Annotated in this window: 16 protein-coding genes and 1 riboswitch; of the genes, 13 read left to right on the top strand and 3 right to left on the bottom strand. The window is 57.0% G+C overall.

The features are described 5' to 3' along the window. A partial coding sequence (locus AC0AP0_RS01865; RefSeq protein WP_490429184.1) for an ATP-dependent Clp protease ATP-binding subunit occupies positions 1–2,487 on the top strand: 2,487 nt, incomplete at its 5' end. Between the two features lie 156 nt (positions 2,488–2,643). Here AC0AP0_RS01865 and iolD read toward each other — a convergent pair. Further along, the gene (iolD, locus tag AC0AP0_RS01860) at positions 2,644–4,518 is read right to left on the bottom strand and encodes a 3D-(3,5/4)-trihydroxycyclohexane-1,2-dione acylhydrolase (decyclizing) (protein WP_490429182.1); all 1,875 of its coding nucleotides are present in this window, start codon (positions 4,516–4,518) and stop codon (positions 2,644–2,646) included. Positions 4,519–4,773: 255 nt separating this feature from the next. Between iolD and AC0AP0_RS01855 the strand changes: the two genes are divergently transcribed. From AC0AP0_RS01855 to AC0AP0_RS01800, 12 genes are all read left to right on the top strand, one after another. After that, positions 4,774–6,234 carry an NAD-dependent succinate-semialdehyde dehydrogenase gene (locus tag AC0AP0_RS01855; RefSeq protein ID WP_490429180.1) on the top strand — a complete coding sequence of 487 codons (1,461 nt, stop codon included), beginning with the start codon at positions 4,774–4,776 and terminating at the stop codon, positions 6,232–6,234. A gap of 161 nt (positions 6,235–6,395) precedes the next feature. Continuing rightward, positions 6,396–7,229: an IclR family transcriptional regulator gene (locus AC0AP0_RS01850; protein WP_046323113.1), complete on the top strand. Its 834-nt coding sequence runs from the start codon at positions 6,396–6,398 to the stop codon at positions 7,227–7,229. After that, a complete protein-coding gene (locus AC0AP0_RS01845; RefSeq protein WP_181415120.1) occupies positions 7,210–8,010 on the top strand; it encodes an IclR family transcriptional regulator in 801 nt (266 codons plus the stop codon). The genes AC0AP0_RS01850 and AC0AP0_RS01845 overlap by 20 nt, the downstream gene beginning before the upstream one ends. A 250-nt stretch (positions 8,011–8,260) precedes the next feature. Next, positions 8,261–9,688, top strand: a complete 1,428-nt coding sequence (locus AC0AP0_RS01840) for a sugar porter family MFS transporter (RefSeq protein ID WP_110425485.1) — start codon at positions 8,261–8,263, stop codon at positions 9,686–9,688. Positions 9,689–9,756: 68 nt separating this feature from the next. Beyond that, the gene (locus AC0AP0_RS01835) at positions 9,757–10,542 is read left to right on the top strand and encodes a TIM barrel protein (protein ID WP_490429176.1); all 786 of its coding nucleotides are present in this window, start codon (positions 9,757–9,759) and stop codon (positions 10,540–10,542) included. A 93-nt stretch (positions 10,543–10,635) separates the two neighbouring features. Then, positions 10,636–11,181 (top strand): heme-degrading domain-containing protein, encoded by a 546-nt coding sequence (locus AC0AP0_RS01830; protein WP_082097768.1) that lies wholly within the window; start codon positions 10,636–10,638, stop codon positions 11,179–11,181. Between the two features lie 68 nt (positions 11,182–11,249). After that, positions 11,250–12,137 (top strand): 5-deoxy-glucuronate isomerase, encoded by an 888-nt coding sequence (iolB, locus tag AC0AP0_RS01825; RefSeq protein WP_490429173.1) that lies wholly within the window; start codon positions 11,250–11,252, stop codon positions 12,135–12,137. A gap of 118 nt (positions 12,138–12,255) precedes the next feature. Further along, complete coding sequence (locus AC0AP0_RS01820) at positions 12,256–13,308, top strand: 3-isopropylmalate dehydrogenase (protein ID WP_490429171.1); 1,053 nt, start codon at positions 12,256–12,258, stop codon at positions 13,306–13,308. 27 nt (positions 13,309–13,335) lie between these two features. Beyond that, the gene (locus AC0AP0_RS01815) at positions 13,336–14,205 is read left to right on the top strand and encodes a sugar phosphate isomerase/epimerase family protein (RefSeq protein WP_490429169.1); all 870 of its coding nucleotides are present in this window, start codon (positions 13,336–13,338) and stop codon (positions 14,203–14,205) included. 91 nt (positions 14,206–14,296) lie between these two features. After that, positions 14,297–15,169 (top strand): sugar phosphate isomerase/epimerase family protein, encoded by an 873-nt coding sequence (locus AC0AP0_RS01810; RefSeq protein WP_490429167.1) that lies wholly within the window; start codon positions 14,297–14,299, stop codon positions 15,167–15,169. 27 nt (positions 15,170–15,196) lie between these two features. Next, entirely contained in the window at positions 15,197–16,099 is a 903-nt protein-coding gene (gene iolE, locus AC0AP0_RS01805) for a myo-inosose-2 dehydratase (protein WP_490429165.1), read from the top strand. 49 nt (positions 16,100–16,148) lie between these two features. Then, positions 16,149–17,213 (top strand): Gfo/Idh/MocA family oxidoreductase, encoded by a 1,065-nt coding sequence (locus AC0AP0_RS01800; RefSeq protein ID WP_144177362.1) that lies wholly within the window; start codon positions 16,149–16,151, stop codon positions 17,211–17,213. A 169-nt stretch (positions 17,214–17,382) separates the two neighbouring features. Here the strand turns inward: AC0AP0_RS01800 and AC0AP0_RS01795 are convergent, their stop codons facing one another. Next, positions 17,383–19,815 carry an energy-coupling factor transporter ATPase gene (locus tag AC0AP0_RS01795; protein ID WP_490429162.1) on the bottom strand — a complete coding sequence of 811 codons (2,433 nt, stop codon included), beginning with the start codon at positions 19,813–19,815 and terminating at the stop codon, positions 17,383–17,385. Positions 19,816–19,848: 33 nt separating this feature from the next. Next, positions 19,849–20,475, bottom strand: a complete 627-nt coding sequence (locus AC0AP0_RS01790) for an ECF transporter S component (protein ID WP_181415119.1) — start codon at positions 20,473–20,475, stop codon at positions 19,849–19,851. After that, positions 20,460–20,594: riboswitch (FMN riboswitch) on the bottom strand. (Overlaps the previous gene by 16 nt.) Between the last annotated feature and the right edge of the window lie 208 nt (positions 20,595–20,802).

The following is a 20,802-nucleotide window of genomic DNA, read 5'->3' as shown; positions in this document are numbered from 1 at the left end:
GGCGTGGAACTGGATGCCACACGCAAGCAGGTTGAGGAGATGATCGGTAAGGGCAATGCGGTCCCCAATGGGCACATTCCATTCACGCCGCACGCCCGTCAGGTCTTGGAGCTGTCGCTGCGCGAAGCTCTTCAATTGGGTCACTCATACATTGGCACTGAGCACATCCTCCTCGGCCTCATTCGTGAGGGTGAGGGCGTCGGCACCCAGGTGTTGATCAAGATGGGTGTGGATCTGGGCGATTTGCGGACCGCCACTATTGACATGATTCGCGGCAACCATGAAGGCGGCGACGCTGGCAAGGGCGATCTGGCCAATGCCGGCGGCGTTTCCAACAAGGGCGGGCAGACCGGTTCGGCCATTTTGGACCAGTTCGGCAGGAACCTGACCCAGGAAGCCGCTGAAGGCAAACTGGACCCGGTCATCGGCCGAGCCAACGAGATTGAGCGGGTCATGGTCGTCCTGTCCAGGAGGACCAAAAACAACCCGGTACTGATCGGCGAGCCTGGCGTGGGCAAGACCGCCGTGGTCGAGGGCCTGGCGCAGAAGATCCATGAGGGCGATGTTCCGGAGACGCTCAAGGGCAAGCAGGTCTACTCGCTGGACCTGGGCTCCATGGTGGCCGGTTCACGATATCGTGGCGATTTCGAGGAGCGTCTGAAGAAGGTGCTCAAGGAGATCAAGACCCGGGGCGACATCATTCTCTTCATCGATGAGATTCACACCATCGTTGGCGCGGGTTCGGCCGACGGGGCCCTGGGCGCTTCTGACATGCTTAAGCCCCTGCTGGCCCGCGGCGAGCTGCAGACCATCGGTGCCACCACTACCGACGAGTATCGCAAGTACATCGAGAAGGACGCAGCACTTGAGAGGCGCTTCCAGCCTATTCAGGTCTCCGAGCCCACAATCGCCCAGACCATCGAGATCCTCAAGGGTCTGCGCGGTCGCTACGAGCATCATCACCACGTCACCATCACGGACAAGGCCCTGCAATCGGCGGCTGAGCTCTCTGCACGCTACATTCAGGACAGGAACCTGCCTGACAAGGCTATAGACCTGATCGATGAGGCTGGTGCACGTCTGCGCATCAAGCGGCTGACTGCCCCGCCAGAGCTCAAAGAGCTGGATGCCAAGGTGGATCGTATCTCCGCCCAGAAGGACCAGGCCATCAAGGACCAGGACTTCGAGAAGGCCGCTCAGCTGCGTGACAGCCAGGAGAAGCTGGAGGCCGAGCGCAAGGAGAAGGAGCAGGCCTGGCACGAGGGCGAGTCCGACGTGAAGATGGTCGTCGACGAGGATGTGATCGCCGAGGTGGTCTCTTCGACCACCGGCATCCCGGTCTTCAAGCTGACCCAGGCCGAGTCCAAGAAGCTCCTGGGCATGGAGAAGGAGCTGCACAAGCGGATCATCGGCCAGGATGAAGCCGTCTCAGCCCTGTCCCGCTCCATCCGCCGTACCCGTGTGGGCCTCAAGGATCCCAAGCGTCCTGCAGGTTCCTTCATCTTCGCTGGACCCACCGGTGTGGGCAAGACCGAGCTGGCCAAGGCTCTGGCCCAGTTCCTCTTTGATGATGAGGATGCCCTGATCCGGGTGGATATGTCCGAGTTCTCGGAGAAGTACTCCACTTCTCGTCTCTTCGGTGCCCCTCCGGGGTACGTGGGATACGAAGAGGGCGGCGAGCTGACCGAGAAGGTCAGGCGCAAGCCATTCTCCGTGGTCCTCTTCGACGAGATCGAGAAGGCCCATCCGGACATCTTCAACACCCTGCTGCAGGTGCTGGACGACGGCCATCTGACTGATGGGCAGGGTCGCATGGTGGACTTCAAGAACACCATTATCATCCTGACCACCAACCTGGGAACCCGCGACATCGCCAAGGCTGCCAACACCGGCTTCAACGTGAGCGGCAACACTGAGACCTCCTATCAGAGGATGAAGGACCAGGTGACCAGTGAGCTCAAGCAGCAGTTCAGGCCCGAGTTCCTGAACCGACTGGATGACATCATTGTCTTCCAGCAGCTGACCGAGCCCCAGGTCCGTCAGATCGTCGATCTGGACATCGCTCAGCTCAATGATCGTCTCTTCGAACGCCACATGTCCTTGGACCTGACTGACAAGGCCAAGGACCTGCTGGCCGAGAAGGGCTTCGATCCGCTCCTGGGTGCCCGGCCTCTGCGCCGCGTCATCCAGCGGGACATCGAGGATGCGGTCTCCGAGAAGATCCTCATGGGCGACCTTACGGACAATGAGTCCGTTCAGGTCGACGCAGAAGGTGAGGGCATCCTAGGCGAGTTCACCTTCACGGGCAAGCCCTTCGAGGGACCCCGTCATGCGGCTAACTCTACCGATGGACAGAACCAGGAGCCTGAACTGGTTGGAGCCCCAGTGTCTGCCACCCCAGATGCCGATCTCTCTGAGGACGCCTCCCAGGTAGAGCGGGCAGAGCGTCCCTTGGGCGATGAACCAGCAGAAGGTTCAGCTGAATAAATAAAAAGGCCAAGGATGTACTCTCTGGTTGTTTAGCAGAGGACCCAAGGTGTAAAACACAATGATGGGGTGGGGAACGCGAAAGGTGTTCCCCACCCCATCATTGATATTTCCAGGTTTCTGCCCAGCAATAGGTGGACCTGGAGAGGGTGAAACTTACAGGTAAAGCTTCTGCTCCTTGGTGCGTACCTCCTCATAGGCCTGGTGGGCCTGCTTGCTGGAATCTATATGGGCCACCTGGGGTGTCGCTACATCCCACCAGGCCTGGGATGAGTTGTCGCGGACAACAGGGTCTACCGTCACGTAGATGGCGGCTATGGTCTCGCCATCTACGGCCTTCTTGACTGCGTCCTTGAGCTCCTCGGCGTTAGTGGGGCAATAGGTGGGTACACCATACCCCTCCAATATCTTCGGGAAATCGATGGGCAGGTAGTGGTCCTTGTCCTCCAGTCCCTGCTCATTCTTCATGTAGAAGCGGGTTTCAAACCCCTGTGATCCGACCTGATGGGAGAGGGTGTTGATGGAACCGAACCCGTGATTGTCGACCAAAATAATGATGATTTTTTCATGTTCCTGAATGGCGGTGAGGACATCCTGGTGGTACATGAGGAAGGAGGCGTCTCCGATGAAGGTGAAGATCTCCCGATCTGGTGCCGCCATACGCATCCCTAGGCCAGCTGGTATTTCGTAGCCCATGCAGGAGTATCCGTATTCGACTGAATAGCCTAGAGGGGATCCTGGTCTCCAGAGCTTCTGCAGGTCACTAGGCATGGATCCGGCGGCGTTGACCACCACATCCTGAGACTTGGCGAAACTGTTGACAATTCCGATCACCTCCTTTTGACCGAGCTTGTTGTCTCCGGGAATATGCTGGGTCTGCCGAACGACTTCCGCCCTTGCTTCATCTGCAGCCTCCTCCGCCTGCCTGCGGTAGTCAGAAGGTACTTGCCAGTCTTTCAGGGCTCGGCTCAGTTCACGAATTGCCTCCCTGGCATCCCCGACGACCGCGATGGCTGCTTCCTTGTTGGCATCGAAGGAGGCTACGTTGATATTGACAAAGCGTACCGAGGGGTCCTGGAACATGGTATTCGATGCTGAAGTAAAGTCGGTGTACCTGGTTCCGATGCCGATGATCAGGTCCGCTTGGCGTGCTAGCTGATTGGCGTATTTGAGTCCGATGGAGCCAAGGGGTCCGACATTCAATGGATGCTCATAGGCTACAGCCCCCTTGGCTGCCTGAGTGCTGCCAACGGGGATGCCGGTATGTTCAATGAAGTCGGTCAAGTCCTGGCTGGCTGAAGAGTAGACTGTACCGCCGCCGGCAATAATGAAGGGCCGTTTACTGGCACGTATGGCTTCGGCGGCTGCAGCCAAAGCGTCCGCATCCGCTCGGGGCCGGCCGATTCTCCAGATGCGTTCCTTGAAGAGGGAAGTGGGGAAGTCGTAGGCTTCGGCCTGAACATCCTGGGGCAGGCAGAGGGTTACCGCCCCCGTCTTGGCTGGGTTCGTCAGCGTTTCCATGGCTGCCAAGAGCGCTGTCGGGAGCTGTTCAGGGCGGTTGATCCTATCCCAGTAGCGACTGACGGGGCGCAGGGAGTCGTTGCCGGAAACATCATAGGAGCGTTCATCCTCTATCTGCTGCAGGACTGAACCGGCACGACGGGTGGAGAAGATATCGCTGGGCAGCAGGAGGACGGGAAGATGGTTGACCGTTGCCGTGCCAGCAGCAGTCACTAGGTTGGCGGCTCCTGGACCGATGGAGGTGGTCACGACCATGGCTCCCATGCGGTTTTTGAGCCGTGCGTAGCCAACGGCTATGTGGCCCATGCCTTGTTCATTGCGCCCTTGGATGAAGCGCATTCGTTCTTTCTCTTCTAAAAAGGCCTGCCCAACGCCACCGACATTGCCATGTCCCATGATGCCCAGGGCACCTCCGAAGAAGGTGTTGGTCTGCCCGTCGCGGGTGACTTGCTGCGCCTCCAAGAACCGCACAATGGCCTGTCCGACTGTCAATCGTATCGTTGATACCATTTCGCTTTATCCTTCGCTTTCTTGTATACATACCCTCAAATAGCCACCGGCTCATGCCTGCAGGCGTCCTTGCCCTGCCTGCCTCCGTCTGGGACCGGACTGGGTCATGGCAGTCAAATCAAATACTACTGACTACATATGTAAAAAATATCATTAAATGGACAAAATGTCTAAAATTTAGTATGTTGTAGTTGCTTATCTGCGCAAAGGAATGTAATTGCTGCAAAGAAGCGGCGAAAGTGAGGAGTAGACGGTATGTGGAAATACAAGGTCGAGTCAGTGCTTCCCCAGTCGGGAAAGAGTTTGTTTATCGATGGACAGTGGAGGGCTGCCGATAGTGGCAAGGTGTTTACAGTAGAAAACCCTGCCGATGGCTCTACGCTCTACCAGGCATCAGACGGGGACAAGCAGGAGGCGTTGGCGGCTCTGGACAGTGCTGACCGGGCACAGGAGTCCTGGGGCCAGTCAACGCCCGAAGAACGTAGGAACATTCTGCAAACTGCCTATGAGGCCCTGATGGACAACAGGGAGATTTTTGCAGAGCTGATGACCCGGGAAATGGGCAAGAGTTTCAAGCAGGCGCTGGGGGAGGTGGACTATGGTGGCGGCTTCCTCAAGTGGTTCTCAGAGGAGGCCATGCGTGAATATGGCAGGACTTTCCACCTGCCAGACGGCCGCAAGGGTCTGGTCACCCACGATCCGGTGGGCCCCTGCTACCTGATTACCCCCTGGAACTTCCCGCTGGCCATGGGAACCAGGAAGATTGGCCCAGCCCTGGCTGCCGGCGATACCGTGGTGGTCAAGCCTGCCGAGCTGACCCCTCTTACCACCTTGGCGCTGGTGGAGATTCTTCGACAGGCAGGGGTGCCTAAGGGTGTGGTCAATGTCATCACAACCTCCCATTCCTCCCACATTTCAGATGCCCTCTTTGCCGACCAGCGGTTGCGTAAGGTGAGTTTTACAGGTTCCACCCCTGTGGGTGTCAAGCTGATGAAGCAGGCGGCCGACAATGTGCTGCGCACCTCCATGGAGTTGGGCGGTAACGCCCCCTTTGTGGTCTTTGATGATGCCGACATTGACGCGGCTATTGACGGGGTCATGCTGGCCAAATTCCGCAACTATGGGGAGGCCTGCACCTCAGCCAACAGGATTCTGGTCCAGGATGGGGTTGCCGATGAGTTTGTGGCCAAGGTGAAGGATCGCATTGAGGCCCTGGTCGTGGGTGACGGCATGGATGAGGCAACCGATATCGGCCCCCTGATTGATGTCAAGGCCGTAGAGCGCATTGGCGGCCTAGTCGATGAGGCAGTCAGTCAGGGAGCGGAGCTGATTGTCGGCGGTCACAGGGATGAGCATGGAGAACGCTACTTCCAGCCGACGCTCCTGGACCGGGTTCCTCGCAAGGCTCGGGTATATGCCGAGGAAATCTTCGGGCCTGTCCTTGCTGTGAGCCGTTTTGGCAGCGACGAGGAGGGCATCCAGGCTGCTAACGACACGCCGTACGGGCTGGCGGCATATGCCTATACCAGTTCGATCAAGCGCAGTGAACTCATGCAGCGCCGTAGTGAGTCCGGTGTTCTGGCCATCAATTCCGGCGTGCTCTCCGATGCCACGGTTCCCTTTGGCGGAGTCAAGCAATCGGGTGTCGGCAGAGAGGGAGGAGCCGAAGGCATCTTTGAATATATGACCACCAAGTACACCCTGCTGGTGCCCTGATTCTCTGAGCCTTTCGATTTGCAAACCCGGGAGGTGGGGTGCAGGTTGGCACGGCTCAGTGCCAATCGGGAGTGGGCCCTGTTGTGAGGAAGATAGCCTGCTGACACCATATAATGTGCACTGGGCATGGATAGTTTACTTAGGACAAGAAGGAGGGTGCCATGAGGCAGGGTACCGAATCTGACTCGGGACACAGCGTTGGCACCCTGACTAAGGCCAAGGCAGTGCTTGACGCTCTGGAACAACTTGGCCCCTCCAGCATCCATGAAATCAGCGCCTATGTGCACGAACCTGCCAGCTCCACCTATCGCCTGCTCTCCAATCTCGTGACCTTGGGCTGGGTGGATCATGGCCTGCATCGCGGCGAATATCGATTGGGCATCGCCTGTGTGCGTATTGGCGGCCGTATTGAGGCGAGGCTGGATGTGCAAAGCATCGCCAGGCATGTCTTTAAAAGGCAGGAGGGCTCGAACGGCAGCTGGAGCCTTTTTGTCCGCCACTATGTGCGCTCGGTCTGCGTGCAGATGACCTTCCTGGGGCAGAGTCGATTGCGCTCGCCTCAGATCGGCTATTCGTTGCCGATCAGTCTGGGTGCACCTTCAGACGTGCTTCTGGCCTTTTTGGATCAAGCGCGTTTTGAGCGCCTGATCGAACACTATCGCTACAACGCTGACCTCGGTGGGCTGTTGTCCACCTTCCGGGAGCGCTCGATGCAGATGGCTGAAAAGGTGGTCCAGCGAGGGTATGCCTACGATGTTGACCAAACAGTACCAGGGGCGCTAACCCTGGCAGCCCCGATCTTCGATCATGCTGGTCACATCAGGGCTGCGGCCTGTTATAGCGGGCTGTCTCGATCCAGTAGGGCTTTGGTTGAATCAGGTGCCGATTTGCGTGAGGTGACCAGCCTGCTCCAAGCTGCCGGGGAGATATCGCAGGGACTGGGCTATGTGGTTGATGGCGAAGAGGGAAGGTTCGATGGTAAGAGCGAGCAGTAAGGCCAGCAATCAGGAGCCGACCGGAGCCCTTTCCAAGGCTGGGAAGATCATCGACGTCCTGGCTGACAACAACGGTATCGGGCCTGCAGAAGTGGCGGCTGCCTCTGGCATTCCCCGCTCGTCCGCCTATAGGATCCTGGATGGATTGGTCCAAGTCGGTCTGGTCAAGGCCAACCAGGACGATACGTATTCACTGAGTTTAAGCTGGCTCAATCTCTCTGATGTGGCGCGCAGCTCCTTGACTGAATGGCCCAATGCCTATGAACTCTTGGCTGAGTTGACGACTCTTACCGGGCAGACGACTTTCCTGACCGTCATCAGTGGCTTCGAAACCGTCTGCGTGGAATGTGCACAGGGGCCCAGCATTGACGCGCTGATCCTGCGGCCGGGTGGTACCTTGCCCTTCTTCGCCGGTGCTGCTGGCCGGGTTTGCCTGGCCTATTCCGATGAGCAGATCCAGAATGACTACCTGAAACAGGCCCCCTTTGCGGGCTATAATGAGAACTCATTGGTCACTGCCAGCGCTCTGCGTACCGATATCAAGCAGATTCGGGAGAGAGGATTCGCTATTTCCAATGAGGACATCACCATCGGTGTGGCCTCGATTGGTGTCCCTATCTTTTCTAAACAGGATGGCATGGTGGTCGGAGCCCTATCAACCGGAGGATTCGCGGACGCGATGATGCCGCGCTGTGAAGAACTGGCAGGACAGCTCACGGCCTATGTAGACCGGCTGGGATCAAGTCAGCTTTTGGGAAACTCGTCCCATTCTCAGGCTTGATGCCCAGCCCTGAAGGAGGCAGTGGCGTTCGAAGGCTGGCTCAGGCTGTCTGCGGGTAATTTTGCCGTTAAAAACGTCCAACAAGCCCACTGTCTAGGCCATATTCCTATTTCTTGGATGGTTTTCTGAAAAAACATAAGTTTTTTGCCTTTTTGATTTCCTTTTTTGCATTTTATTTCGTATACTGAACATGTTGACCGAAATTTGATAACGGTGTCAAATTTGGTGTTAATGGGAAGCAGGAATAAACATGGGAACATTTCAAGAGGCCTCCCAAGACATGGATGTCGAAGCCTTGGCCCGCAACCGCAAACGTTATGTCACCATAATGGTCGTGGTGGGAATTTTCGGCGGGGGACTGTATGGCTATACGCTAACCTTCCTGTCTGGGGCGCTCGTAACGATGAATTTTGACGGGTCCAATAATCAGCTCAGCGCTTGGAATCAGAGCATCATCACTGCGGTCATGCTCCTGGGGTGTGCTGTTGGTTCCTTCTGTGGCGGCAACTTGGCAGACCGCTTGGGGCGCAAGCGACTGATCCTTTATGGGGCTCTTCTCGCTCTGGTCGGGGCGCTAATGTGCGCTCTGGCAACCAACATCGCCTTCTTTGCCTTCTCCCGGATGATCGTAGGCTTTGCAGTGGGGACGACCTCCTGTGTGATCCCCATATATCTTGGTGAGATGGCGCCATCCGCGCAGCGTGGCCGACTGGTTTCGGTCAATTCGGTCATGATCAATATTTCCCAGCTGCTCGCCTCACTGGTCAACGCTGTCCTGGCAGTCAAGGCAGATTGGCATGCCATGGTTTGGGCGGCTGTGGTTCCAGCCGTCCTACTGGTCATAACGGCAATTTTTGTCCATGAAACGCCAAGCTTCCTTGCCAGGCATGGTATGGAAACCGAGGCAGTCAAGCTCCTGCTGGAAACTCGTCCAAAGTCCGAGGCGGAGGAGACTTTCACCTCCTTCCAGGCGGCGGAAAAGAATGAGACGAAGGGGGCCAAGGAGAATTTCTCTACCCCCTGGCTGCGTAGGGTCTTGATCGCAGGAGTTGGTGCAGCCCTGATAAACCAGCTGGTCGGCTCCAACGCCATCAACTTCTTCGCTCCTACCATGTTCTCTTCCACATTGGGCATCGACCCCGATAACTCGATTATCGCCATGGTTCCGGTCATGATTGTTTCGTCTGTTGCTGCCGTCATCGGTGGCCTCGGCTTTATCGACAAGATAAACCGCCGCACTGCACTGATGATCGGCCTGGGCGGGGTCTCTGTCTTCCTGGCCCTGGTAGGGGTCTGCTATCTCTTTATCGACCCCAACCATCCATCCACCAGCATGTCCTGGCTCCTCATCGGTCTGGTCATGTTTGATCTCGCCTTCGCCCAGGGCATGGTCTCGCCGGTGACCTGGCTGCTCATTGCTGAGGTATTCCCGGCAAAGGTCCGCGGCAAGGGTGTGGGATATGCCAATGTGGCCATGAATGCGGCAAACTTTATCATCTCCCTCCTCTTCCTTCCCCTGCTCAACGCGGTCGGGGGAGCGGTCACCTTCTTCATTTTCGCACTCATCAATGTAGGAGCCGTCTTCTTTACCAAGGCCTTCATTCCGGAGACCAGGGGGAAGAGCCTGGAGCAGATTGAACAGGAGGCGAGGGCCCGCACTGCAAAAGCGGAAGCTTGAACAGGAACTCTGAATGAACAGGACTGCCTGCCGGCAGGTGGGCGGTCATAAGGAAAGGAAATAGTACGATGGCACACAATCAATTGACGATTTGCGCTGAAATGGTCTATCTGGATCTTCCTATCGAGGAGAGAATCAAGCGGATTGACCAGATGGGCTTCGGAGTGGATATCTGGACCCACTACAGTCATGATCTGAACAAGCTGAAGGCTACCGGGGTGCCCATCAACTGTGCTCAGGGCTACGTGCATGGCAATCTTGCCTATCCCGATGACAGCGAAGAGATGCTGCGGACCGCCAAAGAGATCCTGCCGGAATTGAAGGATCTTGGCATCGACAAGCTTGTAATCCACGGTGCTGAGTTGGTCGATGGCAAGGCAGCCAAGTGGATTGACCGGGTCACTCCCGATATGTGGCTCAACGCCTATGACACCCTGTCGAGGTTCGCCGAGCTGGGCCAGGAGAATCAGGTGACCTACCTGCTGGAAAATCTCAACTCGAGGGTTGACCATCCGCATGTCCCCTTCTGCCATAGCTATGAAACGCTGACCCTGATCAAGCGTGTCGACAGCCCCAACCTCAAACTGATGCTGGACCTCTACCATGCCCAGGAGGATGATGGCCATCTCATCGAGACCGTCAAGGAGGCCAACACCTATATCGGTGAGCTCCAGGCGGCCGATGTCCCTGGCCGGTGCGAGCCGGGCACCGGGGAGGTGCGCTGGGAACAGGTGGCGGCAGCCGTCAATGAGACTGATTTCACTGGCCCAATCGGGATGGAGGGGTATGCATCAGGCGACAGCGATAAGGCCCTCCAAGCCTTTGGGCAGGCCTTCGCCCAGTGCAGGGGATGAGGCCTCATAAGTAGTAGGTCTCGCATTGCACGATAAGAATTTTCGTAATTCCGATAAGGATTGGAATATAACTCAGATGAATACAAAGGAGTCATGATGAAACAGATTTCAGTTGATGCCGTAGTGAAAAGGTATAACGAGTACAAGGCAATATTCGATGCCAACGAGGGCAAGCTTGCCGAGCGTAAACAGTTTATCGAGTCTCAGGAGAAGGAACTGCGATTCAGCGACTTTAGCGTGGATGATGCCTGGGAGGTAGGCAGCGCCATCTACGCGGCAGCCCACCGCCTGCAGTTGCCGGTCGCCATCGATATACGCCTGGGTTTGCAGAGGGCTTTCCATGCGGCCATTCCCGGGGCTGCAGAAGACAATGACGCCTGGGCTGAGCGCAAGGGGAATGTGGTGCTTGCCTATGGCCATGCCTCACTCTATGTAGGCACCGACTTTCAGCAGAAGGAGGAGGATTTTGACGTGAGCTCACGAAGGAATGCACACGACTTTGCGGCGCATGGCGGAGCTTTCCCGCTTCTTTTGCCCAGTGGCCTGGTGTTTGGGGTTACAGCCGTCTCCGGGCTGCCCTCGATCTATGACCACTCTCTGGTCACAGCTACCTTGAAGGAGTTCGTCTCAGCCCAATAGAACCGGGCAGGTCAGGCAAAAGTCAAGCACGCAGCCGATATAGGCGAAAAGACAATGGAGGGATGAATATGACACGATGGGTATACCCCAAGGGAAGTGCATCACAGGGAGACTGGGAAGTTTCTCTGGGTGCTCAGGACAGCCAGGCGGTATCGGGCTGGCAATATGCGGGTCTGCAGGTTGCTAGGCTGAACCAGGGGGAGCAGGTGAGTCTGCCTGCCGGAGCCTGGGAACGTATGGTGGTGCCCTTGAGCGGTTCCTATGATGTGACCTCTCCCAGGGGTACCTATCACCTTCGTGGTCGTCATGACGTGTTTAGCACCCGCACAGATACGGTCTATATCGGCTGTGACAGCCCCTTGACCATTCGAGCAGTCCAGGCTGGCCGGGTGGCGGTTGCCTCGGCGCCTGCCACAACCCATTTCCCGGACCAGCTTGTTCCAGTGCAGGATGTTGACGTCGCCCTGCGCGGCAATGGGCCTATCTCCCGCGAAGCCAGGAACTTTGGAATGATGGATAATATCCAGGCCGAACGCCTTCTGGTCTGTGAAGTCATCACCCCAAGCGGGTCCTGGTCCTCCTACCCGGTGCATAAGCATGATCAGGCCGGTCCGGATGAGACTGCTTTGGAGGAAATATACTACTTCGACATGCAGCCCCTGCCGGGGGCTCCAGAGGGGGTGAGGCCCTTTGGCTATCAGGGTGCGTCTGCCTCGGACGACAGGCCACTTGATATCCTCACTCAGATACAGCCGGGTGACACGGTCTTGATACCGTACGGCTGGCACGGCCCCTCCATTGCAGCCCCTGGCTTCGACCTCTACTATCTCAATGTCATGGCGGGAGGTGGAGAGCGTGACTGGAAGGTCACCATTGACCCCGGACAGAACTGGATCTACCAAGCCGTAGAAGCAGTCCCGCTTGACCCTCGTCTCCCGATGGAGGGACAAAAGTAAATTCTGAGAATATAAATCTGATATGCGGAATACCATCGTAGAATTATTAGGAATTCTCACAGTTTACTCATAAATATTGATTATGTACATTAGAAAATGATAATGGTAGGTTAAACATATGGCAGACAGTGACGTAGGGAAGATAATCAATATAGCGGTTATCCCGGGAGATGGCATCGGCAGGGAGGTTACTCCGCAGACCCAGGCGGTCATGGGCAAAGCCGTCGGCGACCAGGTAAGGCTGAACTACGTGGACTACGACTTGGGGGCTGAGCGATATCTGCGTGACGGCACTCTGCTCAATGATGAGGATCTGGAATCCATCGGGCAGCAGGATGCCATCCTTCTAGGGGCTGTGGGCGACCCTCGAGTCCATTCCGGGATTCTGGAGCGCGGCCTCCTGCTCAAACTCAGGTTCAGCTTCGACCAGGCCGTCAACCTGAGACCGACCAAACTCTATCCAGGGGTGAGCTCGCCGCTGAAGAATCCAGGACAGATCGACTTCGCTGTGGTTAGGGAGGGGACTGAAGGCCTCTACTCCGGAATGGGAGGATATATTCGTCGGGGCACTGACCAGGCCATCGCGACCGAGACCTCCCTCAACACGGCTTTCGGCGTCGAGCGGGCGGTACGTTATGCCTTTGATTTAGCGCGTAAGCGTGGGGGCAAGCGCAATGTGACCATGGTCAACAAGACCAATGTCCTGCCCCATGCCGGTGCCCTCTGGCTCGACATCATGGATAAGGTGGCGCAGGAGTACCCTGATGTGACCTGGGACTATCTGCATGCGGACGCCTGCACAATCTTTCTGGTGACGGATCCTTCGCGATTCGACGTCATCGTCACCGACAACCTCTTTGGCGACGTGCTCACCGATGAGGCGGGGGCCGTGGTTGGCGGCATTGGATACTCAGCCTCAGCCAATATCAACGTCACTGACGAACACCCCTCGATGTTCGAGCCCATTCACGGTTCAGCGCCTGACATCGCTGGCAAGGGGATCGCCAATCCGACAGCCTCGATCCTGTCTGGAGCCATGCTGCTGGAGCACTTCGGGTATGACCAGGCTGCTGAACGCATCCAGCGGGCCGTGGAAGAAGACGTTGCTGCCAACGCAAGCAGGTCAAGGTCCACGCAAGAAGTTGCTCAGGATATTATCGCCCGCCTGTAAGCGGGCAAAAGGAAGAAGCTGATACTTATGAAGATTGCACTTGACCCCACCCCCTTCTATTACGACTACAAACTGCTGGAACTGCCGCAGGCTGTGGCTGATGCAGGCTACCGGTACATGCAGTTGGCCCCGCATGATGACTTCCTGCCCTTCTACACCCACCCTAAGGCTGATGACGAACTGGTCCACGATCTGGCTAAGGCCTGCAAGAACGCCGGCGTCGAACTGGTCTCCCTGCTGCCCGTCTACCGGACCTCATGGCCGGACGAGCGGGAACGTCAGTGGGCTGTGCGGAATTGGAAGCGGGCAATCGAGATTGCGGCCATCTTGGGGATCCATACCATCAACAGTGAGTTCAGCGGCATCCCCGAGCGCTATGAGGAGTCGGAGGCCGGCTTCTACTCGACCATGGAGGAGATACTACCCTTGCTTGAGCGGGAGGGGATTGTGATCAACTTTGACCCCCATCCGTATGATTTTGTGGAAAATGGCATGGATGCGCATCGCGTACTGCGCGGCCTCAACTCAGACCTGGTCGGTTCCGTCTACGTGTCCTCGCACACCTTCCACTACGGGAATGCAGTGCACGAGATCACCCAGGCGGGATCTACCAAGTTGCGTTCGGTCTACATTTCCGATGCTTATGACCACAACCGTTCACACGGCTTGCGCTATATATCCAATCCTCCAGGGACCAACGCACGGGTCCACCAGCATCTGAAGGTGGGTGACGGGGATGTGGATTTCAAGGATCTTTTCCAGGCAATCAAGACCAACGGTTTCCTGGACAGGGAGGATTCCCTGATCGTCTCCAACGTCTTCGCCGAGGACGAGACCGCCCATGATACTTCCGTGTATCAACGTCAGACCATCGAACAATTAATCAAGGAAGCGTAGGTTTCCAGAACTTCAATGGAAGCCTCACGGTTGCAGGACAAGCCTGCGCCGAGCCACCACAACAAAGGAGTCAATGATGGCACGATTATCAATGAACGTAACTACCACCTTCTACGGCAATGTCTATGATGACATACGCTTTGCCAAAGAGGCCGGCTTCGACGGCATAGAGATGCAGAGCCCCAAGCTCTACCGTTTTCTCGATCAGGGCTATACCGCCCAGGATGCAGCTGAAATTCTGGATGGTTTTCCGGTCAGCGGACTGGGGGCTATTCAGGGGATCACCAGGAGGACTGAAGAAGACCGGGCAGAGTACCTTAAAGAGGTTGAAAGGATGTGCCAGATTGCTCAGGTCATCGGTGCTCCAGCCGTTCAAATGTGCACGGATCCAGTGGATTGGAACGTGGTCATGGATTACAACGCCGGCAAATTGGCTGCAGATGATCCGCGTTGGCGGGGCCCCCTCGGTTTAAGCGAGCAGGAAGCCATTGATGTAACAGCGCATAATGTTCAGCTGGCCTGCGACATCGCCAAGCAGTACGGGCTGGGCATCTACCTGGAGCCTCTCTGCTGGGCGCCGATCAGCCGGTGTTCTCAGTTGCTGCAGATTGTCGATAAGGTCAACCGGGACAACTTCGGCATCACCGTGGATACCTGGCACTTCTGGACTGCCGGTGACACCCTGGAGGACGTAGCCAAGATACCGCCGGAGATTATCACCGCTGTCCATGTCTCTGACGGGTTGGAAATCGACAGGGGCCGGGAGGTCCCCAACCAGGATGTGCACCGCAATGTGGTCAACGGTGGCGGTTGCATCCCCCTGCAGGAGTGGATTGATGCAATCAAGGCTACAGGCTATGACGGCTGGTATTGCTCCGAGATGTTTTCCGACAGGGCCAACGAGCATGAAATGGGCATGGTGGCCCAGACCATGAAAAACCTGCTGACCATCATGATCAAGTAGCTTCAGGCAGACGAATGATTGGGTGAAATGATGACAAACAAGAATACGGCAATTCGCGTGGGCATGGCTCCGATCAGTTGGACCAATGACGACATGCCCGAGCTGGGCGGCGAAACTCCCTATCAGCAGATTTTGAGCGAAGTCGCTCTGGCCGGGTTTGAAGGCACTGAAATTGGCAACAAGTACCCCAAGGATCCCAAGGTTTTGAAGGAGCAGCTTCAGATGCGGGGGATCAGCATTGCCAGTGCCTGGTTCAGCGCCTATCTGACTACGCAAACCTGGGAGGAAAACGAGCGGAGTTTCATCGCCTTCCGCGACTATCTTCACGCTTTGGGTGCCAAGATGATCAATGTAGCTGAACAAGGCAATACCATTCAGGGCCAAATGCATACGCCGATCTTCGATGGCAAGCCTGAATATACCAGTCAGCAATGGGATCAACTGACCCGTGGTCTTGATCGATTCGGAGATCTGGCACATGATGTCGGTATGGAGATTTCCTACCACCACCACATGGGCACGGGTGTGCAGACCACCAGCGAGATTGACCGACTGATGGAAGGGACTGACCCTGACAAGGTAAAGCTCTTGGTCGACGTGGGCCACCTGCTCTTTTCGGGGGAGGATCCGGTTGACATCGTGAAGCGCTACGCTTCGAGGGTCGGACACGTCCACCTGAAGGATATTCGGCCTGATGTCCTTCAGCGCGTCAAGGACGAGAAGCTGAGCTTCCTCCAGGCCATCTTGAAGGGTGTGTTCACCGTGCCAGGGGATGGGGTCACCGACTTTAAGAAGGTTCTTCAGCCCCTGCTTGATGGGGGTTACCACGGTTGGTTCATGGTAGAGGCCGAGCAGGACCCAGCCAAGGCTGACCCGCTGAAGAGCGCCCTTACTGCACGTCGGTACTTAAGAGAGCATCTCGGTGTATAAGTCCCTTCTGTCTCATGGCAATCATGGGAGGGTGTGGAAGGAGTAAATAATGGGACAAGAGCAAAATCACAATCTCAAGATTGCCCTCATAGGCTTTGGCTTTGTAGGGCGGGTCTTTCATGCCAACATGATCGATCAGACTGAAGGACTGGAACTGTCGGCTGTAGTGACTCATAACGAGCGAGCTACAGCCCAGGTTCACCAGCTTTATCCTCGGGCCCGGGTCTATGACAATAACGATGATTTTTTCAAGGATATCGATCGTTACGATGCTGTCAGCATAGGCACCCCCGACGATACCCACCTGGAGTTTGCCACCCGGGTCATGCAGGCCGGCAAGCCTGTGGTCATTGACAAGCCGGTGGCCGGCTCCAGTCAGGAGGCGAACAAGATCCTTGATGTGGCTCAGGCTACCGGTACACCTGCGGCGGCCTTCCAGAACCGACGCCATGATGCAGAAATCCTGACAGCCAGCAAGTACCTGAAGGAATTGGACCTGGGCCGTATCATACGTGTCGAATCCAGGTACGGTTCTTTCCGCCCCAATGTGGAAACCGGCTGGCGCGAGCAGAAGACGCATGACCAACCCAGAGGAGCGCTCTTTGATCTTGGCGCCCACACTCTGGATCAGGTCGTTCAGCTCTTTGGCCCGGTCACCTCGATCTATGGTGAAGTGTCCACCCAGAGAGAGGATGCAGTTGTGCCTGATGATTTCTTCATCGCTGCTACCCATCAGCAGGGCATCATCTCGCATATTGTCGGTGGCCTGGTGCAATCCACCCGGCAACCCCGACTGACCATTCAGGGGACACTGGGATCCTTGCAGATCAACGATCAGGACCCTGAGGAAGACCAGCTCAAGGCAGGCATGCGGATTGATGATCCGCACTTCGGTGTCATGTCCGACCCCACTGCCTGCTATATCGACAGGGAGGGTGAGGAGCATATACTCCCGGCCGTTCGGGGCTGGCAGCCGGCATTCTACGAAGGTTGGCGTGACTTCCTCCGAGGCAAGGCCGACAACCCGGTTCCCCTAGCTGAGAGTGTCCATGTTCTGGAACTCCTGGATCAGGCCATGCTTTCCAGCCAGGACAGGAGGATCATACAGGAATAGGGTAGATGCAATCAATACTTGGCCTTTGGGCCTACTGATAACAGGTTGGGTCCCCGCTGATCGCATGGATGGCTGATCAGCGGGGACCCAACCTGTTCAGTGGCATAATTTGTCAGGTTGGCAGAGTCAGGAACCATGGCATGTGCTTCTGCTCACGAGGCCGGACTGCTCAGAACAGGGGATGCAGCAGCAGGGCCAGCAGATAGACGGCCATGAGAGCGATAAAGAAGAAGTCCATCCTGCCCAATCGCAGTAGGCGGTAGTGGGTGCGCTCTTGACGGCTGCCCTCATAGCATCTGGCATCCAAGGCCCGGCTCAGGTTGTCAGCGTGGCGCAGGGCTCCGGCGAAGACGGGAACCGTGATAGCCATGGCCGCATGAAGACGTTGCGAAAGCGAGCCGGACTCGATGGATCCGCCACGGGCTGCCTGGGCTTCCACGATGGCCTGAACCTCGCGTCCTAGGGTAGGGATGAAACGCAGAGCCAGTGAAAGGACCAGGGCGATTTCATTGGTGTGGATGCCCAGCCTGGACAGTGGGCTCAGCAGGGATTCACAAGCGTCGGTCATCTGTGTCGGGGTGGTGGTCTCCACCAGGAGCGCTCCCAGAAAAATGATCAGCATGAAGCGGCAGGCATAGAGTACAGCCACCCAAATGCCGCCGGTGGTCAGCACGAATGGACCCCAGGCAGCCAGTCTGCGGCCGGTCTGAGTGACCAAGAGATTGAACAGGACCAGCAGAAGCATGAGGACCAGAAAGCCCTTGACTGATTTCATGATGGAATGCAGTGGTGCCCGGGCGGCGGCAAAGAGCCCTACAGTGACCACCAGCGCCAGAACAAGCTGCGCCGGCGTGGAAATGGCGAAGGCGGTGAACATGGCTAGGAGGAAGGTCACCAGCTTGGCTCGCGGGTCCAGCCTCGCCAGCAAGGATAAGGGTTTCTGGTCGGCTTGGGTGCGATCCGCTTTCCCGCCTGAAGTTTCTTTGCCAGCAGCCTCCTTCTCCGCTGCATCTGTGGCGAGCAGCTGATGGTAGCGCTCCACGACTTCGGCAGTGGGCCCATAGGCTAGCGTTTTTCCATGCTCCAGGAGCAGGGTCTGGTCGGCCAGGTCCAGGGCCTCCTGATCTGTGTGGGTGTTCATGACGATGGTGACTCCACGTTGGTGGAGCACTCGAAGCAGCGTCATGATGCGTGCGCAGGCCTGGGGGTCGAGACTGGCGGTGGCCTCGTCCAAAACCAGCAATTGCGGGCTGCAAGCTACAACTCCGGCAATTGCTACTAGGCGCCGCTGACCCCCTGAGAGGTCGAAGGGGGAACGGTCGGCCAGATCACCGATTCCCAGAAGTTTCATGGCATCATCCACCCGATGTTGCACCTGCTCAGGCCCATAGCCCAGGTTGTGTGGACCATAGGCGATGTCCTGGGCAACGGTATCCGCAAAAAGCTGATGCTCGGGGTATTGCATGACATAGCCGACCCTTTGGCGCAGAAGCTTCAGATTCTGGCGTCGCAGATGCTTGGCCTTGGGCCGATCGGGTCCGGCCAAGGGCAGGCCGGCCACCCGTATGGATCCGCTGTCGGGAGCGGCCAGGGCACAGATGAGCCTGGCCAGGGTGGACTTGCCGGATCCGTTGCGCCCGATAATGGCCAGGGTCTGTCCTGCCGCAAGCTCCAGATTCACATGGCTAAGGGCTTTGCTGTCGGCATCCGGGAAACTGTAAGAGACATCCGACAACTTGACCATGGGAATAGCGTGGTTGCCGACCGTGGTCTTGGGACCCGTATTTGATACCCCGCTTTGGGTTAGCGGAATTGGGTCAGGTTCGCCAACAAGGGCAGGCAGATCCTGTCTGTTCAGAATCTGGTTCGGACTTCCGCATGCGACGATGCACCCATGGTCAAGCACGAGGACTCGATCAGCCTGCCTGGCCTGCTCGAGCAGGTGGGTGATGTGGACGACGGCCGTGCCCTGGGCTGTCAGCTGACAAAGGATTGATTGAATCTCCTGCCGGCCGGCAGCATCAAGCATGGCGCCAGGTTCATCCAGCACCATCATGCCTGGATTCATGGCCAGGCTGCCGGCCAAGGCCAGTCGTTGCTGCTGTCCGCCAGACATGCGGGTGGGATCATCATTCATCCGCGTCTGCAGATCCACCTGCTTCAGTGCTGCTGGCACGCAGGAAAGCATCTTTTGACGGGGCATGCTCAGATTCTCGGGTCCAAAAGCCACGTCGTCCTGGACGACTGTGGTCACAATCTGGTCCTCGGGGTTTTGGAAGACCATGCCGATGCGCCGACGTGCCTGCCGGTAGGCTCCAGCGTCGATCCGTCGGCCTTGATTCGGGGTATCTGAACAGACCGTCTGGCCCATAAGCTCGACCTGACCATGGTCAGGTGCCGTCGCACCTGAGAGGACGCTTCCCAGCGTGGATTTGCCGGAACCGTTCGCTCCCAGGATGCACAGATGCTCGCCTGCATGCACTTCCATGGACAGATGGTCCAAGGCCCAGTTCTGGCCTCCGTCATAGGAGAAGGAGACCTGGCTGAGACGGGCGACTATCGCCTTCGAATCCGCTGAATCCGGGATTGCGGATTGGGTCATGGATGCTGCCATGACGCTCCGAATCGCCGTGGCCTACTTGTTGATCAGCGTGGAGATGGGCTTGTAAATCAGGAAGGTGACCACGCCGTGGATGGCGAACTTCATCAGGTTGAAGGGTAGGAGGATCGGCACGATCATGGCGACGACCTTGGCCATGGACATGTGCGCGTAGAAGGGGGTGATCACTACGTTGCACAGGATGGCTGCAACCACGCCCAGAATGGCACCGGAGACAATCCCGATGACCGCTCCCTTACGGCTGTGCATCCTGCGATAGACAAGGGCCGCCGGCACGCTCAGGGCCAGGGCCACGATCATCGAGATCAGAGCGCCGAAGGGGTTGGTGAACAGGTGCGGGACGAATCCCAGTATGGAGATAATGGCAGCAGCCGCCGGGCCGAAGGCGAAGCCGCATACCAGGACGACGATGCCTGAAGGGTCGTATTTGAGCCAGGGAGCGGCAGGAAAGATCGGGAAGGAGAAGAAGCTCAGAACCATGGCCAGGGCTACGAAGAGCGCGTAGACCGCGATCCGCTTTGTCGACCAGCGTCCTGAACCGCCTGCACCTGTGGAGTGGACATCGTTGAAGCGCGTGTCCTTGTTTGCAGTGGTGTGTGAATGAGAATTGGGCATGCTCATAGAGAGCCTCGTTTCTTCCATCCGGACTGTAACCGTTGGCTTCGGACTTTGACCGATATCCACCGCTTGCGCGGGTCGCGGGCTCCCGGCTTTCAGCCGGATACCGCCAGTAAGGACTTTCACCTTCCCTGAAACTGACGATTTCAATATAGCTGTGGTCCTTGGAATGGTCAATTCTTTCTCACTGCTAGTGCATTTCTAGACACGCCAGGAAGGGAATAAAACCGCCTTCCATGCAACTATTGCAGCCTACACAACGAATATGAGGTTATCGAAAGTTCACAATGTTGCAAGGAGGCTGGAGCATGGCGAGGATGGGTGACCATCTGCTGCCTGCGGATGAAGCTA

This window comes from Bifidobacterium sp. POST2/T3 (B1) (assembly GCF_058197115.1).
The sequence above is the reverse complement of the archived record's forward strand: the minus strand, read 5'-3'. Positions and strand labels throughout refer to the sequence as shown.

Coding starts and splice junctions, on each gene's coding strand:
- iolD (WP_490429182.1), bottom strand. CDS start 4,518: ATGGTATCAACGATACGATTGACAGTCGGACAGGCCATTGTGCGGTTC.
- AC0AP0_RS01855 (WP_490429180.1), top strand. CDS start 4,774: ATGTGGAAATACAAGGTCGAGTCAGTGCTTCCCCAGTCGGGAAAGAGT.
- AC0AP0_RS01850 (WP_046323113.1), top strand. CDS start 6,396: ATGAGGCAGGGTACCGAATCTGACTCGGGACACAGCGTTGGCACCCTG.
- AC0AP0_RS01845 (WP_181415120.1), top strand. CDS start 7,210: ATGGTAAGAGCGAGCAGTAAGGCCAGCAATCAGGAGCCGACCGGAGCC.
- AC0AP0_RS01840 (WP_110425485.1), top strand. CDS start 8,261: ATGGGAACATTTCAAGAGGCCTCCCAAGACATGGATGTCGAAGCCTTG.
- AC0AP0_RS01835 (WP_490429176.1), top strand. CDS start 9,757: ATGGCACACAATCAATTGACGATTTGCGCTGAAATGGTCTATCTGGAT.
- AC0AP0_RS01830 (WP_082097768.1), top strand. CDS start 10,636: ATGATGAAACAGATTTCAGTTGATGCCGTAGTGAAAAGGTATAACGAG.
- iolB (WP_490429173.1), top strand. CDS start 11,250: ATGACACGATGGGTATACCCCAAGGGAAGTGCATCACAGGGAGACTGG.
- AC0AP0_RS01820 (WP_490429171.1), top strand. CDS start 12,256: ATGGCAGACAGTGACGTAGGGAAGATAATCAATATAGCGGTTATCCCG.
- AC0AP0_RS01815 (WP_490429169.1), top strand. CDS start 13,336: ATGAAGATTGCACTTGACCCCACCCCCTTCTATTACGACTACAAACTG.
- AC0AP0_RS01810 (WP_490429167.1), top strand. CDS start 14,297: ATGAACGTAACTACCACCTTCTACGGCAATGTCTATGATGACATACGC.
- iolE (WP_490429165.1), top strand. CDS start 15,197: ATGATGACAAACAAGAATACGGCAATTCGCGTGGGCATGGCTCCGATC.
- AC0AP0_RS01800 (WP_144177362.1), top strand. CDS start 16,149: ATGGGACAAGAGCAAAATCACAATCTCAAGATTGCCCTCATAGGCTTT.
- AC0AP0_RS01795 (WP_490429162.1), bottom strand. CDS start 19,815: ATGACCCAATCCGCAATCCCGGATTCAGCGGATTCGAAGGCGATAGTC.
- AC0AP0_RS01790 (WP_181415119.1), bottom strand. CDS start 20,475: ATGGAAGAAACGAGGCTCTCTATGAGCATGCCCAATTCTCATTCACAC.